This is a genomic window from Bacillus sp. UNC41MFS5 (assembly GCF_000686805.1).
The window spans coordinates 532,499-547,014 of record NZ_KK366017.1; the positions used below are offsets into that span (position 1 = coordinate 532,499).

Genomic DNA, 14,516 nt, shown 5'->3' on the forward strand with positions numbered 1-14,516 from the left:
GTGCCGACAAAGAGAACAACTCCTGATTTTATTTTAATGATTGTAACATTCACGCTTCTGGCAATAGGACTTATCATGGTTTACAGTGCAAGTGCTATTTGGGCTGAATATAAATTTAATGATTCCTTTTTCTTTGCAAAAAGGCAGACTCTTTTTGCCGGAGTTGGAGTGGCTGCCATGTTTTTCATCATGAACATTAATTATTGGACATGGCGGACCTGGTCCAAGACCTTTCTACTGGTTTGTTTTGTGTTACTTATCCTTGTGTTAATACCTGGGATTGGAAATGAAAGAAATGGTTCTCGTAGTTGGATTGGTGTTGGAGCCTTTTCAATCCAGCCTTCGGAATTTATGAAATTGGCAATGATTGCTTTTTTGGCTAAGTATCTTTCCGAGCGGCAGAAGTTAATTACTTCATTTAAGAAAGGTCTTATTCCTTCATTAGGTCTTGCCTTTCTAGCCTTTTCAATGATTATGCTTCAACCTGATTTAGGCACAGGAACTGTGATGATGGGAACCTGTGTTGTGATGATTTTTATTGCTGGTGCTCGTGTAAGTCATTTTGCCTTTCTGGGACTGTTGGGAGTTGCTGGATTTATTGGTCTAATTGCCTCCGCTCCGTACCGTATTAAACGGATTACATCTTTTTTGGATCCCTGGTCGGATCCGCTTGTAACGGGATTTCAAATTATCCAATCACTCTATGCGATTGGTCCTGGCGGATTGTTTGGGCTCGGACTTGGCGAGAGCAGGCAGAAGTTCTTCTACCTTCCTGAACCTCAGACAGACTTTATCTTTGCGATTCTTTCTGAAGAACTAGGCTTTATTGGTGGTTCATTTATATTACTTTTGTTTGCACTGTTGTTATGGAGAGGGATACGAATCGCATTAGGTGCACCGGATTTATATGGCAGCTTTCTAGCTGTAGGAATCATCGCCATGGTAGCGATTCAGGTTATGATTAATATTGGTGTTGTTACAGGTCTAATGCCTGTTACAGGCATTACCTTGCCATTTTTAAGCTATGGAGGTTCTAGTTTGACCTTGATGTTAATGGCGATTGGTGTTCTCCTTAATATCAGCAGGTATTCGAGATTATGAACCTTCACCCTGTTTAGCGGCAGGGTTCTTTTTATTTTAGGATGTGTTAATTTACAATTAGATAACATTCTTTTTTCATTTGCGTTATTTCGATTGTTTTTATAGTAAGATAGTGTAGGCGTTAGGTGTTAAATAGTTAATGAGGTGGAAAAAATGAAAATAGTAGTTAGTGGCGGAGGGACTGGCGGGCATATCTATCCTGCTCTCGCACTCATTCGTGAAATACAAAAACAGAACAAAGAGGCACAATTTTTATACATAGGAACTACTAATGGCTTGGAAAGCAAAATAGTTCCGAGAGAGAATATTGATTTTAAAGCGATTCATATTACAGGTTTTAAAAGAAAACTATCCTTTGAAAATGTAAAAACGGTACTCCGCTTCCTAAAAGGGGTGAAAGACAGTAAAAAAATGTTAAAGGAATTCAGACCAGACATTGTTATCGGAACAGGCGGGTATGTTTGCGGACCTGTAGTGTACGCTGCATCAAAGTTGGGCATCCCTACGATCATTCACGAACAAAATAGTGTTCCTGGGTTAACTAATAAATTTTTAAGCAGATATGTAAATAAGATTGCCATTTGTTTTGACGAGGCAAAAGAGTATTTTCCAGTACAGAAAACAGTATTTACGGGGAATCCTCGTGCATCTGAAGTAATTGGCAAGGACGGGATTCAAGGTCGTCTTGCTGCTGGACTTAGTGCAACCATGCCAGTGGTTTTAATCTTCGGTGGTAGTCGTGGTGCGAGGCCGATAAATGAGGCAGTCGTGAAGGCATTTGCTGATTTGGCTGAGAAACCATATCAAGTCCTTTATATTACGGGAGACGTCCATTATGAGGATGTCAAAAAGGAAGTTGAATTAATTGGAAACCCTAAAAATGTAGTGATTAAACCGTTTATTCATAATATGCCAGAAGTACTTGCCGGGGTAGATTTAGTGGTTTCGAGAGCAGGAGCTACGACACTTGCAGAAATAACCTCACTTGGTATCCCAAGCATCTTAGTCCCAAGTCCCTATGTAACAAATAATCATCAAGAGAAAAACGCTAGGTCGTTAAGTGATCACGGGGCTGCAGAATTAGTATTAGAAAAGGATCTAAATAATAATAGTCTTGTGAACCATATCGATCGTATTCTTTTAAATAAAGATAAATTAAAAGAAATGAAGGTAAAGGCTAAAAAAATGGGTGTTCCAGATTCTGCTTTCAGATTGTATTCGTTAATGCAAGAACTGATAAAAACAAATCGAAAGTAGCCCAAAAAATTTTTTAGCATAAACTGAAATAAATGCATCTAGGAAAGTTAGGGTGATAAAAATGGACGGAATCTTAAACGAGTTACAAACTTTATATATTGGCAAGGTTAAGGAAAATGAACCTTTAGCCAATCATACAACGATGAAAATAGGGGGCCCTGCAGACCTTTTTATTGAACCGTCTTCAGTTGAAAATTTAAAAACCGTCATGAATGTGATTGAAAAACATGATTTGCCATGGCGTGCGATTGGCCGTGGGTCGAACCTGTTAGTGTCGGATAAGGGGATTGAAGGGGTAGTTATCAAGCTTAGTTCTGGAATGGATCACCTTGAGATTAACGATACAAGTATTACTGTTGGTGGTGGCCACTCCCTCGTCAGCTTATCAACACTAATAAGTAAAAAAGGGCTTGCGGGTCTGGAGTTTGCTAGTGGAATCCCTGGCTCAGTTGGTGGGGCAGTTTATATGAATGCAGGTGCACATGGTTCGGATATTAGTAAAATCTTAACCAAAGCACATATTTTATTTGATGATGGAAAAATGGAATGGCTCTCAAATCAAGAAATGGGGTTCTCCTATAGGACTTCAATCCTGCAAAAAACTCGTCCAGGAATTGTTGTGGAAGCTGTTTTTGATCTTGTGAAAGGTGATCGAGCAGCCATTGTCGCTCAAATGCAAAAAAACAAAGATTATCGGAAAGAGACCCAGCCATGGAATTTTCCGTGTGCTGGAAGTATTTTTAGAAATCCACTCCCAAATTACGCCGGGAAATTAATTGAAACCGCTGGGTTAAAGGGATTTAGTATTGGCGGTGCAAAGATTTCGGAAATGCATGGGAATTTTATTGTAAATGCTGGAGGTGCCACTGCAGAGGATGTGCTGGCATTAATTCAACATGTCAAGGATACCATCTTTAGCTTATATGAAGTAAAAATGGAAACCGAGGTTGAAATAATCGGTAGAAAGTAAGAAAAATGGAAGGATTTATACTTGATTTCCAAAGAAATTATCCTTACTTTTCTTGTAAGAAATGTCGTCCGAATGACAAATATTGTGTTATAATTACTGATAATATTATAGGTGCAACCTCGAAAAAGTTAGAGACGGCATGGTTTTTCGTGCCGTTGTTTCTCTTTTCAAGGTAACACTATCGAATGTTGGACAGGCTTAGTCTACTTATTTTAGAGCAGCTGCTTTTTATGTGGAGGAATTTTAAATGGAAAAAGGTAAAATTGTAGCTCTCGAGGACCGTATTCCTAAGCTAAAGGAGCAAAGACGAAGAAAAGCAAACAGACGCCTTGTACTCCTGTTAATTCTGTTTTTTACAATGATAGTAGTTATCGCCTATTCACAATCACCTTTAAGCCATGTAAAGACGATAACGATAAAAGGAAATGGTGTGTATTCTGATACGGAATTGATCAGTCAGAGCGGCCTTTCGAATAATACGAATATTTGGAAAATCAAAACGGATGAAACGGCATCGAGAATAAAGCGTCTATCTGAGATAAAGACAGTTACCATCAAGACTCATTGGCCAAATACAGTGGTCATCCAAGTAAAAGAACATAAAAGAATTGCTTATCTAAAAAAAGCAAATAAATTTTTACCAATTATGGAGAATGGGAAAATATTGAACGAAAAAGCAGCAAAGAAAATTCCTGTAAATTCTCCAATTTTATTCGAGTTTAAAGAAGGTGCAGCCCTCAATCAAATGGTAAAAGAGTTAGAAAAACTTCCTAGTGAAATATCAAACTCTATCTCTGAAATCCATTATACTCCGAAAAAAACTGATCAATATCATATTTCCTTATTTATGAATGATGGATTTGAGGTGAGTGCCACATTAAGAAGTTTCTCGGAAAAAATGGTACATTATCCCTCAATTATCTCTCAAATTGATCCCAACAAAAAGGGAATCATTGACCTAGAAGTAGGAACGTATTTTAAGGCTTTTGACACCGAAGTGGAGGAAAAAGAAGTTGAGCAAGATAAGGGTGAAGGGTAAGCATGTTGTTTTGTCCCTGGTCTGCCTTGTATTAGGATTTTTGATTGCCTTTTCCTATCATTTAACACAAATGGAAATGAACAAAGGGAACCCCAATGTTTCTGATGGACAGTGGGAACAGACCCTTGCACTTCGAAACCAATTAATTAGCGAAGAAAAAAGTAATCGTGAACTGCAAAAGGAATTAAATCAAAAACAAGACTTGGTTCTTAAAAATGAGAAAGATCTTTCTAAAGAAGCAGAGGTTTATGAGAATCTCGCTGAAGATGCTGAGAAATATCGAATGTTCTTGGGGAAAGTGAAGGTTAAAGGTAAAGGAGTCAAGATTACACTGACGGATGGTGCTTACGACCCGAAAGAGGATAATATCAATAATTATCTTGTCCATGAACATCATGTATTTAAAGTCGTAAACGAGCTTTATATATCTGGGGCAGCAGCAGTTGCCATAAATGGACAAAGGCTGACAAGCCATTCTTATATTATTTGTAATGGACCAGTTATTACTGTTGATGGAATTGAGCATCCAGCCCCCTTCATAATTTCAGCAATCGGAGATCCTGAAGTTCTCTCTTCATCCATAAATCTTATAGGAGGGGTGAAAGATCAGTTAGTAAACGATAATATTGTTTTTACTTTGGAAAAAGATGATGAAATTGTTCTAGATCCCATCCTAGGAAGTTAGTCTTGAGTAATGTCCACGATATGATAATTTAAAAGGTTAGGTGAAAAAAGTGGACAAGAAAAAAATAAATTTAAGTTTTACTTTGATTGCAGTCTTAGTAGGATTCATGATTGCTATCCAGTTTCAAACAGTAAAAAAGCCTGTTGAACGTGATACTCGTGATATATGGCAACTTCGTGATGCAATATTAAAAGAAAAAGAACTTCAATCCAACTTATTAAGTGAAATTCGGTCAAATGAAGAAAAACTGGCAGCCTATGAATCTAAACGAAAACAAAGCAAGGAACAAGCCTTAAGTGATACATTAACGGAATTAAAGCTTGAAGCAGGACTGTCTGAAATTACTGTTCCTGGTATTAAATTAAAGATTGAACCAGTAATCGAAGAAATTGAAACTGGTACACCTGTTAATAGAGTTATTCCACCTGAACTTTTAACAAGATTGCTAAACGAATTGAATATGTACGAAGCGAAATATGTAGCAATTGATGGGAAGAGAATTATTAATACCACTGTAATTCGCGATATCAATATGGAAACAAAAATTGATGGGCATACGATTGAAAGGTTGCCAATAGAAGTTGTTGTAGGTGTAGATGATAACTCTACAGCTGAAAAATTATATAATCGGATGAAAGTATCAAAAGCAACGGAAGAATTCTTTATTGAAAATCTAAGACTTTCGATTTCAAAACCAATTCCGAACTTAACGGTACCAGCCTACGATGATTCCATACGCATCCGCTACATGGAACCGACAAAAGAAGGAGGCGATTCTTAATGTGGCTTCCATTTATAGGATTAATAATTGGAATTATTCTTGGGCTATTAACAGAAATACGTATTCCTGAAGAATATTCCAATTATTTGTCGATTGCTGTCTTAGCGGCATTCGACACTCTTTTCGGTGGGATCAGGGCATACCTGCAAAATATATATGATGAAAAAGTGTTTGTATCAGGGTTCTTTTTTAATATTATACTTGCTGCAAGTTTAGCTTTTCTCGGTGTTAATCTTGGTGTAGACTTATATTTAGCGGCAGTTTTCGCGTTTGGTGTCAGATTGTTTCAGAATATTGCCGTAATAAGGCGAATATTATTGACAAAATGGTCAACGAACAAAGAAAAAGTAGAAAAAAATTGAATTTTTTTAAAGGGAATCATTTAGTTGTGACGAATAATTTTATATGATATGTATACTGAACTTTTATTGAACAAAAAAAATATAGTTGTTGTTCAACTTAAGGAAATCTAAAGGAGGTGCCAAAGAATGAACAGCAATGAAATATATGTTAGTCTTGACATCGGTACATCCAGTGTGAAAGTAATCATTGGTGAAATGGTCAATGACTCGGGTAAAGACTCATTAAATATAATTGGTGTTGGAAATGTGAAATCCGAAGGATTACGCAAAGGTTCAATTGTTGATATGGACGACACCGTTCATTCGATTAGAAGGGCGATAGAGCAGGCAGAAAGAATGATTGGGATGGAAATCAGGGATGTGGTGGTTGGCATTTCAGGTAACAATGTCATGCTTCAACATTGTCATGGTATTGTAGCTGTTTCCAGCCAAAATAGAGAGATTACGAATGAAGACGTCATTCGTGTCATTGAAGCATCACACGTTGGTTCGATACCGCCTGAAAGAGAAAACATCGGAGTTATCCGAAAACAATTTATCCTTGATGGTAAAGATGAAATTAACGACCCCCGCGGTATGATAGGGGTTCGTTTGGAAATGGATGGTACACTTATTACTGGCTCCAAATCGATTATCATTAATACCCTTCGATGTGTTGAACGTGCCGGTCTAGAAATAGTGGATATTGTTCTACAGCCGTTGGCAGCAGGTGATTATGCACTTTCAAAAGATGAGAAAAACCTCGGTGTCGCTCTCATCGATCTTGGTGGCGGATCAACTACGATAGCTGTTTTCGAGGAAGGTTTTATTTCACAAACAAGTGTTATTCCGATTGGCGGAGACTATATTACAAAAGATATTTCTGTAGGCCTACGGACCTCGACAGAAGATGCAGAAAAAATAAAAATAAAACATGGACATGCATTCTATGACGAAGCGTCAGAAGATGAAGTGTTCAGTGTACCAATCATTGGCAGTGATCAGCATCAACAATTTAATCAGCTAGAAATTTCTGATGTTATTGAAGCGAGAATGGAAGAGATTTTTGAACTAGTACTGCATGAAATGAAACGCTTAGGATATAGTGACCTACCGGGTGGTTATGTATTAACTGGTGGAATTGCAAATATGCAAGGTGTCCTAGAGCTTGCTCAAGTAATTCTTCAAAATCGAGTCCGCATTGCCGTGCCTGATTATATTGGTGTTAGAGAACCTCAATATACCACAGCGGTTGGTTTAATTAAGTATGCTTACAAGAATGCAAGATTACCAGGTGGACACGTTGGTTCTTCAACCATTTCTGAACCTGCCGAAAAGAGAGCACCTAAACAACATCAACAACCTAAACAACAAAAAGTAGAAAAACATCCGGAAGAAAAGATGTCATCAAAAGTAAAAAAATTCCTTGGTTACTTTTTCGAGTAGGCTAATCGAAAAGAAATCGACGAATTAGGAGGATTGTCATGTTAGAATTTGATACAAATTTAGATTCTCTTGCAACTATAAAAGTAATCGGTGTTGGCGGCGGCGGCAATAACGCGGTAAATCGAATGATTGAACATGGCGTTCAAGGAGTAGAATTTATCGCTGTAAATACTGATGCTCAAGCACTAAATCTTTCCAAAGCAGAAGTTAAGATGCAAATTGGTGCTAAACTGACCCGTGGACTAGGAGCAGGTGCTAATCCAGATGTTGGAAAGAAAGCTGCTGAAGAAAGTAAAGAACAATTGGAAGCAGCATTAAGTGGCGCGGACATGGTATTTGTTACTGCAGGAATGGGCGGAGGTACAGGTACAGGTGCAGCACCAGTTATTGCCCAAATTGCTCGTGATTTAGGTGCATTAACTGTTGGTGTAGTTACACGTCCGTTCACATTTGAAGGTAAAAAGCGGTCAGGCCAAGCTTCAGGTGGAATTGGTGCGATGAAAGATGCGGTCGATACACTTATCGTGATTCCTAACGATCGTCTACTAGAAATCGTTGATAAAAGTACGCCAATGCTGGAAGCATTCCGTGAAGCAGATAATGTACTTCGTCAGGGTGTACAAGGTATTTCAGATTTAATTGCTGTACCTGGTCTTATTAACTTGGACTTTGCTGATGTTAAAACAATCATGTCTAATAAGGGTTCTGCCTTAATGGGTATTGGTGTATCTGCTGGTGAAAACCGTGCCGCAGAAGCTGCAAAGAAAGCGATTAGTTCTCCACTATTAGAAACATCCATTGATGGGGCACAAGGTGTATTAATGAACATTACAGGCGGTACAAACTTAAGTCTTTATGAAGTACAAGAAGCTGCCGATATCGTAGCAACCGCTTCTGATCAGGAAGTAAATATGATTTTTGGTTCTGTTATCAATGAAACTCTTAAAGATGAAATTATTGTTACTGTCATTGCAACAGGATTTAAAGAAGAAACCATCCAGCCAAAAGCTACCCGTCCTACTTTTGGACAGGCTAAGCCACAGATGGGTAATGTTAAAAGAGAACAGCCAAAACGCGAAGAGGTTCAGCAAGAGCCTGTCCGCCATACACAAGTTTCCCAAGAAGAAACATTAGATATTCCAACTTTCTTACGGAACCGCAATCGTAGAAGGTAAAAAAGTGAATAATTATACAAAAGACACGGCCTGTTTTGGGTCGTGTCTTTTGTATGTTTTAAATAAAAATGTATGACAAAATCCATCTGACAAAATACGTTGTGAATAGTGGAAATTTCTGTTTTTTTGATTACACAAAGTGACACACTTCAGCCATACAAGTACGTTATACTTTTTCGTAAACAGAAAGGAAAAGCTGATAAATTTATAGAGAGGAAGCTGGTAACTATTTATTTAGATGTGATCTGGGCTCTAAATTTATTATTTGATAGTCTGCTTCTATATTTAACAGCTATTTTTCTAAAAAGAGAAATTAAAATAGGGAGACTAGCTGCTGGAGGATTTATTGGTTCATTGATAATTTTATTATCATTTACGCCATTAAATGTCTATACAAGCCATCCCATATCAAAATTCATATGTTCAATCCTAATGGTGTTAATAACTTTTGGCTATAAGCGGATGACTTTTTTCTTTAAGGCGTTAATGACACTTTATGTGTCCACCTTTTTAATTGGCGGGGCATTAATGGGGACCCATTATTTTATACAGTATGATTCTGAATTAACCACCAAGGTCCTCGTATCCAGTACAAAAGGGTTTGGCGATCCGATAAGCTGGTTATTCGTTCTAATTGGATTTCCCGTCGCTTGGCACTTCTCAAGAAAAAATGTTGAAAGCATGGAGATGACAAAAATTCAATTTGATCAAATTGTTAAAGTCAGAGTCAATATAAATAACGAAACCCTTACCTTTAAAGGATTAGTGGATAGCGGGAATCAACTTTATGATCCATTATCAAAGCTTCCAGTGATGTTTGTTTCCATTAAGAACCAACTAGAAACGATTTCAGAATCAATAAGAAAACTTGCCGATGACCCAGAATTACTTATCAATGGCAGTGGAGACCTTCCAGATGAATGGCAAAATAGGGTCAGGATTATACCTACTCGTGTGATTGGACAAGAGCATCAACTTATTATTGCTGTAAAACCAGAAAACATTTTTATTGAACATAAAGATACTCAATATTTATGTGAAAAAGGTCTTGTTTCCTTTACAACAAAGCAACTCTCAAGCGAAGATGCATTTCAATGTATTGTTCATCCGAAGATGCTCACAGGTCCTAAGCAGCAAATGAAAACCATTAAGGTGAGTTAGTATTACTATACTCAGAAAAACATATTTTAGAAGGAGGAACACACATGAAAAAATGGAGGCTTCGCCTATCCTATTACTGGTATAAACTATTAATGAAATTGGGTTTGAAAACAGATGAAGTTTATTATATTGGTGGTAGTGAGGCCTTACCGCCTCCTTTAAGCAAAGATGAAGAAGAGATGCTGCTGAAAAAATTACCTGGTGGTGATAAAGCGGCGAGGTCAATATTAATTGAACGAAATCTTCGTCTGGTTGTTTACATTGCTAGAAAATTCGAGAATACCGGGATTAATATCGAAGATTTAATTAGTATCGGAACCATTGGATTAATTAAAGCCGTCAATACTTTTAATCCTGAGAAAAAGATAAAACTTGCTACATATGCCTCAAGATGTATCGAAAATGAGATTCTCATGTACTTAAGGCGCAATAATAAAATCAGGTCAGAAGTATCTTTTGATGAACCCTTAAACATTGATTGGGATGGGAATGAACTATTATTATCTGACGTTCTAGGAACGGATGATGATATTATTACGAAGGACTTAGAAGCCAATGTGGACCGCAAGCTCCTGACAAAAGCACTTCATCAACTGACTGACCGTGAAAAACAAATTATGGAACTCCGATTTGGCCTTACAAATGGAGAAGAAAAAACTCAAAAAGACGTAGCTGACATGCTAGGAATATCCCAATCGTATATTTCTCGCTTAGAAAAAAGAATTATAAAAAGGTTACGAAAAGAATTTAATAAAATGGTGTAGAGAAGAAAAAAATTTTTCCATTAAAAAACCTAAGAATTTCTTGGCTAAATTGCATTTTTCGACAAATATGCACTTGTCCACCATCGTGGATAAGTGCATATTTTTCCTTCTCAAGGAGATACTGTTTTTTGTACAGCAACTCCTGTGAGGAGGGAAAAGGATTGACTCGAAATAAAGTTGAAATTTGCGGTGTGGACACAGCAAAACTTCCTGTCTTAAAAAACGAAGAAATGAGAATACTCTTCAAGCAAATGCAAGAGGGCGATATTTATGCCAGAGAAAAGCTCGTCAACGGTAATTTACGACTCGTATTAAGTGTCATTCAACGTTTTAACAATAGAGGCGAGTTTGTTGACGACTTGTTTCAAGTTGGCTGTATTGGGCTGATGAAATCTATCGATAACTTTGATTTGGGCCAAAACGTGAAGTTTTCAACCTATGCGGTTCCGATGATTATTGGTGAAATTCGAAGGTACTTGCGTGACAATAATCCAATTCGCGTTTCTAGATCCTTGAGGGATATTGCCTATAAAGCCCTTCAGGTAAGAGAGCGATTGATGAGCGAAACTTCAAGGGAACCGACCGCGGAAGAAATTGCGAAGGTCTTAGAAGTTCCACATGAAGAAATCGTTTTCGCCCTTGATGCCATTCAGGACCCAGTGTCCCTTTTCGAGCCAATTTATAATGATGGCGGCGACCCAATTTATGTAATGGACCAATTAAGCGATGAAAAAAATAAAGATATCCATTGGATTGAAGAAATTGCATTAAAAGAAGGAATGCGTAGGCTAAATGATCGAGAAAAGTTAATTTTACGAAAACGATTCTTTCAAGGTAAAACACAAATGGAGGTCGCAGATGAAATTGGGATTTCCCAAGCACAGGTTTCTCGGTTAGAAAAAGCTGCGATAAGACAAATGAATAAAAATATCCAAAGTTAGGCTGCCCTAGGGCAGCTTTTTTTTATTCCTTTTACTAATGGTTATTTTCGCAAAGAATATTGTTTTTCGTAAAAGTCCATCTACAAGTAAAACAATTGGGTTCGTGGCATCTTTTCGTGAAAACTTTTGCGAAAATTGCCTACAAACTTAAGTTCTTGACCCTTATTAAGTTCCAAAAGCAACAAAGTTTACGAAAAGAGCCTTACTAAAAGTCTTAGAGTAAACATATATTTTATAGAAATAAAACCGGGAGTGAGAAAAGATGGTAAAAATTTCTGAGTTTCAAATAAAAGATGTGGTTAATGTAGCAGATGGAAAAAGGCTTGGAAATATTGGTGATATTGAGATAAATTTAACAACAGGAAAGATTGAAGCAGTCGTGATTAGCGGCAGCGGAAGAGTACTTGGCTTTTTTGGTAAAGATGACGACATAGTTATTCCTTGGAAGAATATTTTAAAAATAGGTCAAGATGTAATTTTGGTCAGATATAAAGGCAGTGTAGAAAATATAACGGAAGAAGCAGAAGTTTAACTCTTGTTTATGCGGTGACCAATTTTTCTTTTCATGGTAAACTATAGAAAAAACATAAGAGGTATGAAAATGGAACCCTTTGTTTTAAAAAATCAATCCTTTTTAACTATTGAAAATTGGGTAAACAAATATCCAGGTTTAGTTGCAGGAATAACAACTAATAATGGCGGGGTAAGCAAGGGGGATTACAAATCCCTTAACCTTGGTTTTCACGTTGGTGATAATCAACGCGATGTTTGTTCCAACCGAGAAAAAGTTTCAGACTTGCTCACATTTCCACTAAAGACCTGGGTCGGAGCTGAACAAACACATGGAATTCATCTTAAAAAAATTTCTAAGCTTGACCGTGGCAAAGGCTCCAATTCCTATGAAAATGCAATTAAAGATACAGATGGTTTTTATACGAATGAGGAGGGCGTCTTGTTAACACTCTGCTATGCCGACTGTGTCCCTCTTTTTTTTATTGCACCTGAATCGAAAATGATTGGAGTTGCCCATGCTGGCTGGAAAGGGACCGTAGGCCAAATTGCAAGGGAAATGATTATTGCGTGGAAAAGAGAGGGAATTAACCCAGAACAGATTCTAGTTACAATTGGCCCATCCATTTGTGAAAAATGTTATATTGTTGATAAGTATGTGATAAACTTGGTCGAAAATACACTAGAAGATGTCGAAATTTTACCCTATAATTTAATTAAAGACGGCCAATATTCCTTAGATTTACGTGAAGTAAATAGACAAATACTAATGAAGTCTGGTGTACCAGATACCAATATCCAGTTGACTAACTATTGTTCTAGTTGTGATAAAGAGTTTTTTTCCCACCGTCGTGACCAAGGGAAAACAGGAAGAATGTTAACTTTTATGGGCTGGAAGGAGACTATGGAACGTTTATGAGGGTAGCAGAAAAATACGAGATAATAAAACAACAAATCAATGAGGCCTGCCTTCGAGTCAAGCGAAACCCTGAAGAAGTCAGGGTGATAGCGGTTACGAAGTATGTTAGTACTGAGAGAGCAAATGAAGCACTACAAGCAGGTATAATAAATTTAGGCGAGAATCGAGATGAGGGACTTCTACGTAAGTGGGAAGAACTTAAGGACAAGCCTGTTTGGCATTACATCGGTTCACTTCAGACACGTAAAGTAAAAAATATCGTTAATATCGTTGAGTATATCCATTCTTTGGACAGAATTTCTCTTGCAGAAGAAATTAATAAACGGGCAGAACATAAGGTAAAATGTTTGGTACAAGTCAATGTCTCTGGAGAAGAATCAAAGCATGGCTTACATGCAGAAGAAGTGCTAACTTTTATTGAATCACTTCGAAACTTTGAACAAATCAGTGTTGAAGGTTTAATGACAATGGCTCCACTTACTGATGATGAATCTCAAATACGTGAATGTTTTCATAAATTAAGAGAACTTCGTAAACAAGTCCAAGCCTTAAATTTGGATTATGCTCCTTGCACAGAACTTTCGATGGGCATGTCCAATGATTTTGAAATTGCTATTGAAGAAGGGGCTACAATGGTAAGAATAGGCACTGCGCTTGTTGGTGAAGATGGTTAGGAGAGAAAATCATGACAATTAAATCAAAATTAAAAACATTTTTCTTTTTGGATGATGAATATGATGATAACAAAGCTGATTATCAAGAAGTAGTTGAACCACTACCTGTAAAACAAAAGCAACAACCAATGGTAAAGAACCAAAACGTTGTCAGCTTGCAAACCGTGCAAAAATCTACCAATTCTACAAAGTCATCTAAAGTAATTTTAGTTGAGCCTCGCTCTTATTCTGAGTCAGCTGAAATTGCCGATCATTTAAAAAACCGCCGCGCAGTAGTCGTAAACCTGCAGCGAATTGATAGTGACCAGGGTAGACAAATTGTCGATTTCCTAAGTGGTGCAGTTTATGCAATTGGTGGAGACATTCAAAAGATTGGTTTTAGTATATTCTTATGTACACCTGATAATGTTGAGGTGTCAGGAAATATATCAGAACTTATTCCTGACTTTGAAAATCAAAATACGAGGTGGTAATGCTTAATGGCACTTGTTTTTAGTTTATTACAGAAGCTAATACAACTTTATTCGTATGCCTTAATTATATATATTTTAATGTCTTGGTTTCCAAACGCTAGAGGGACATCTATCGGACAATTCTTTGCGAAAATTTGTGAACCATATTTAGAGCCATTTAGACGAATCATTCCACCGATTGGTATGATGGACATCTCTCCAATCGTTGCCTTTCTTGTTCTTAATTTTGCTCAAAGTGGATTATCAAGTGTCTATCGTTTTCTTGTTGCTTAAGAATAT

17 protein-coding genes are annotated in these 14,516 nt (G+C 37.2%); all 17 read left to right on the forward strand.

What is annotated here, in order from left to right:
* The 17 genes from spoVE to BR30_RS0119105 all read left to right on the forward strand — a co-directional run bounded on the left by spoVE (position 1) and on the right by BR30_RS0119105 (position 14,510).
* The gene (gene spoVE / locus BR30_RS0119025; RefSeq protein ID WP_026566374.1) at positions 1 to 1,101 is read left to right on the forward strand and encodes a stage V sporulation protein E; all 1,101 of its coding nucleotides are present in this window, start codon (positions 1 to 3) and stop codon (positions 1,099 to 1,101) included.
* Between the two features lie 153 nt (positions 1,102 to 1,254).
* A complete protein-coding gene (murG, locus tag BR30_RS0119030; protein ID WP_026566375.1) occupies positions 1,255 to 2,358 on the forward strand; it encodes an undecaprenyldiphospho-muramoylpentapeptide beta-N-acetylglucosaminyltransferase in 1,104 nt (367 codons plus the stop codon).
* A 61-nt stretch (positions 2,359 to 2,419) separates the two neighbouring features.
* Positions 2,420 to 3,328, forward strand: coding sequence for a UDP-N-acetylmuramate dehydrogenase (murB, locus tag BR30_RS0119035; protein ID WP_026566376.1), 909 nt, complete (start codon positions 2,420 to 2,422; stop codon positions 3,326 to 3,328).
* Between the two features lie 247 nt (positions 3,329 to 3,575).
* Entirely contained in the window at positions 3,576 to 4,367 is a 792-nt protein-coding gene (locus BR30_RS0119040) for a cell division protein FtsQ/DivIB (protein ID WP_026566377.1), read from the forward strand.
* Complete coding sequence (locus BR30_RS0119045) at positions 4,342 to 5,052, forward strand: DUF881 domain-containing protein (protein WP_026566378.1); 711 nt, start codon at positions 4,342 to 4,344, stop codon at positions 5,050 to 5,052. The genes BR30_RS0119040 and BR30_RS0119045 overlap by 26 nt, the downstream gene beginning before the upstream one ends.
* Positions 5,053 to 5,101: 49 nt before the next feature.
* On the forward strand, positions 5,102 to 5,833 hold the full coding sequence (locus tag BR30_RS0119050) for a DUF881 domain-containing protein (protein WP_026566379.1): 732 nt from the start codon (positions 5,102 to 5,104) through the stop codon (positions 5,831 to 5,833).
* A complete protein-coding gene (locus BR30_RS0119055; protein ID WP_026566380.1) occupies positions 5,833 to 6,195 on the forward strand; it encodes a small basic family protein in 363 nt (120 codons plus the stop codon). Before BR30_RS0119050 ends, BR30_RS0119055 begins: the two co-directional genes overlap by 1 nt.
* Positions 6,196 to 6,321: 126 nt before the next feature.
* Entirely contained in the window at positions 6,322 to 7,620 is a 1,299-nt protein-coding gene (ftsA, locus tag BR30_RS0119060) for a cell division protein FtsA (RefSeq protein WP_026566381.1), read from the forward strand.
* 38 nt (positions 7,621 to 7,658) lie between these two features.
* Positions 7,659 to 8,795, forward strand: a complete 1,137-nt coding sequence (ftsZ, locus tag BR30_RS0119065; RefSeq protein ID WP_026566382.1) for a cell division protein FtsZ — start codon at positions 7,659 to 7,661, stop codon at positions 8,793 to 8,795.
* Between the two features lie 228 nt (positions 8,796 to 9,023).
* Positions 9,024 to 9,956, forward strand: a complete 933-nt coding sequence (spoIIGA, locus tag BR30_RS0119070; RefSeq protein ID WP_331280810.1) for a sigma-E processing peptidase SpoIIGA — start codon at positions 9,024 to 9,026, stop codon at positions 9,954 to 9,956.
* Positions 9,957 to 10,000: 44 nt separating this feature from the next.
* Complete coding sequence (sigE, locus tag BR30_RS0119075) at positions 10,001 to 10,720, forward strand: RNA polymerase sporulation sigma factor SigE (protein WP_026566384.1); 720 nt, start codon at positions 10,001 to 10,003, stop codon at positions 10,718 to 10,720.
* Positions 10,721 to 10,881: 161 nt separating this feature from the next.
* The gene (sigG, locus tag BR30_RS0119080) at positions 10,882 to 11,661 is read left to right on the forward strand and encodes an RNA polymerase sporulation sigma factor SigG (protein ID WP_026566385.1); all 780 of its coding nucleotides are present in this window, start codon (positions 10,882 to 10,884) and stop codon (positions 11,659 to 11,661) included.
* 262 nt (positions 11,662 to 11,923) lie between these two features.
* Positions 11,924 to 12,193, forward strand: coding sequence for a YlmC/YmxH family sporulation protein (locus BR30_RS0119085; protein ID WP_026566386.1), 270 nt, complete (start codon positions 11,924 to 11,926; stop codon positions 12,191 to 12,193).
* A 69-nt stretch (positions 12,194 to 12,262) separates the two neighbouring features.
* Positions 12,263 to 13,090: a peptidoglycan editing factor PgeF gene (gene pgeF, locus BR30_RS0119090; protein ID WP_026566387.1), complete on the forward strand. Its 828-nt coding sequence runs from the start codon at positions 12,263 to 12,265 to the stop codon at positions 13,088 to 13,090.
* The gene (locus tag BR30_RS0119095) at positions 13,087 to 13,764 is read left to right on the forward strand and encodes a YggS family pyridoxal phosphate-dependent enzyme (protein ID WP_026566388.1); all 678 of its coding nucleotides are present in this window, start codon (positions 13,087 to 13,089) and stop codon (positions 13,762 to 13,764) included. Before pgeF ends, BR30_RS0119095 begins: the two co-directional genes overlap by 4 nt.
* An 11-nt stretch (positions 13,765 to 13,775) precedes the next feature.
* Positions 13,776 to 14,237 carry a cell division protein SepF gene (locus BR30_RS0119100; RefSeq protein WP_026566389.1) on the forward strand — a complete coding sequence of 154 codons (462 nt, stop codon included), beginning with the start codon at positions 13,776 to 13,778 and terminating at the stop codon, positions 14,235 to 14,237.
* Between the two features lie 6 nt (positions 14,238 to 14,243).
* On the forward strand, positions 14,244 to 14,510 hold the full coding sequence (locus tag BR30_RS0119105; RefSeq protein ID WP_026566390.1) for a YggT family protein: 267 nt from the start codon (positions 14,244 to 14,246) through the stop codon (positions 14,508 to 14,510).
* The last annotated feature ends 6 nt before the right edge of the window (positions 14,511 to 14,516 follow it).

Excerpts from the sequence above, each read along its gene's own strand:
- murG (WP_026566375.1), top strand. The coding sequence starts at position 1,255 with ATGAAAATAGTAGTTAGTGGCGGAGGGACTGGCGGGCATATCTATCCT.
- murB (WP_026566376.1), top strand. The coding sequence starts at position 2,420 with ATGGACGGAATCTTAAACGAGTTACAAACTTTATATATTGGCAAGGTT.
- BR30_RS0119040 (WP_026566377.1), top strand. The coding sequence starts at position 3,576 with ATGGAAAAAGGTAAAATTGTAGCTCTCGAGGACCGTATTCCTAAGCTA.
- BR30_RS0119055 (WP_026566380.1), top strand. The coding sequence starts at position 5,833 with ATGTGGCTTCCATTTATAGGATTAATAATTGGAATTATTCTTGGGCTA.
- ftsA (WP_026566381.1), top strand. The coding sequence starts at position 6,322 with ATGAACAGCAATGAAATATATGTTAGTCTTGACATCGGTACATCCAGT.
- ftsZ (WP_026566382.1), top strand. The coding sequence starts at position 7,659 with ATGTTAGAATTTGATACAAATTTAGATTCTCTTGCAACTATAAAAGTA.
- sigE (WP_026566384.1), top strand. The coding sequence starts at position 10,001 with ATGAAAAAATGGAGGCTTCGCCTATCCTATTACTGGTATAAACTATTA.
- BR30_RS0119085 (WP_026566386.1), top strand. The coding sequence starts at position 11,924 with ATGGTAAAAATTTCTGAGTTTCAAATAAAAGATGTGGTTAATGTAGCA.
- pgeF (WP_026566387.1), top strand. The coding sequence starts at position 12,263 with ATGGAACCCTTTGTTTTAAAAAATCAATCCTTTTTAACTATTGAAAAT.
- BR30_RS0119095 (WP_026566388.1), top strand. The coding sequence starts at position 13,087 with ATGAGGGTAGCAGAAAAATACGAGATAATAAAACAACAAATCAATGAG.
- BR30_RS0119100 (WP_026566389.1), top strand. The coding sequence starts at position 13,776 with ATGACAATTAAATCAAAATTAAAAACATTTTTCTTTTTGGATGATGAA.
- BR30_RS0119105 (WP_026566390.1), top strand. The coding sequence starts at position 14,244 with ATGGCACTTGTTTTTAGTTTATTACAGAAGCTAATACAACTTTATTCG.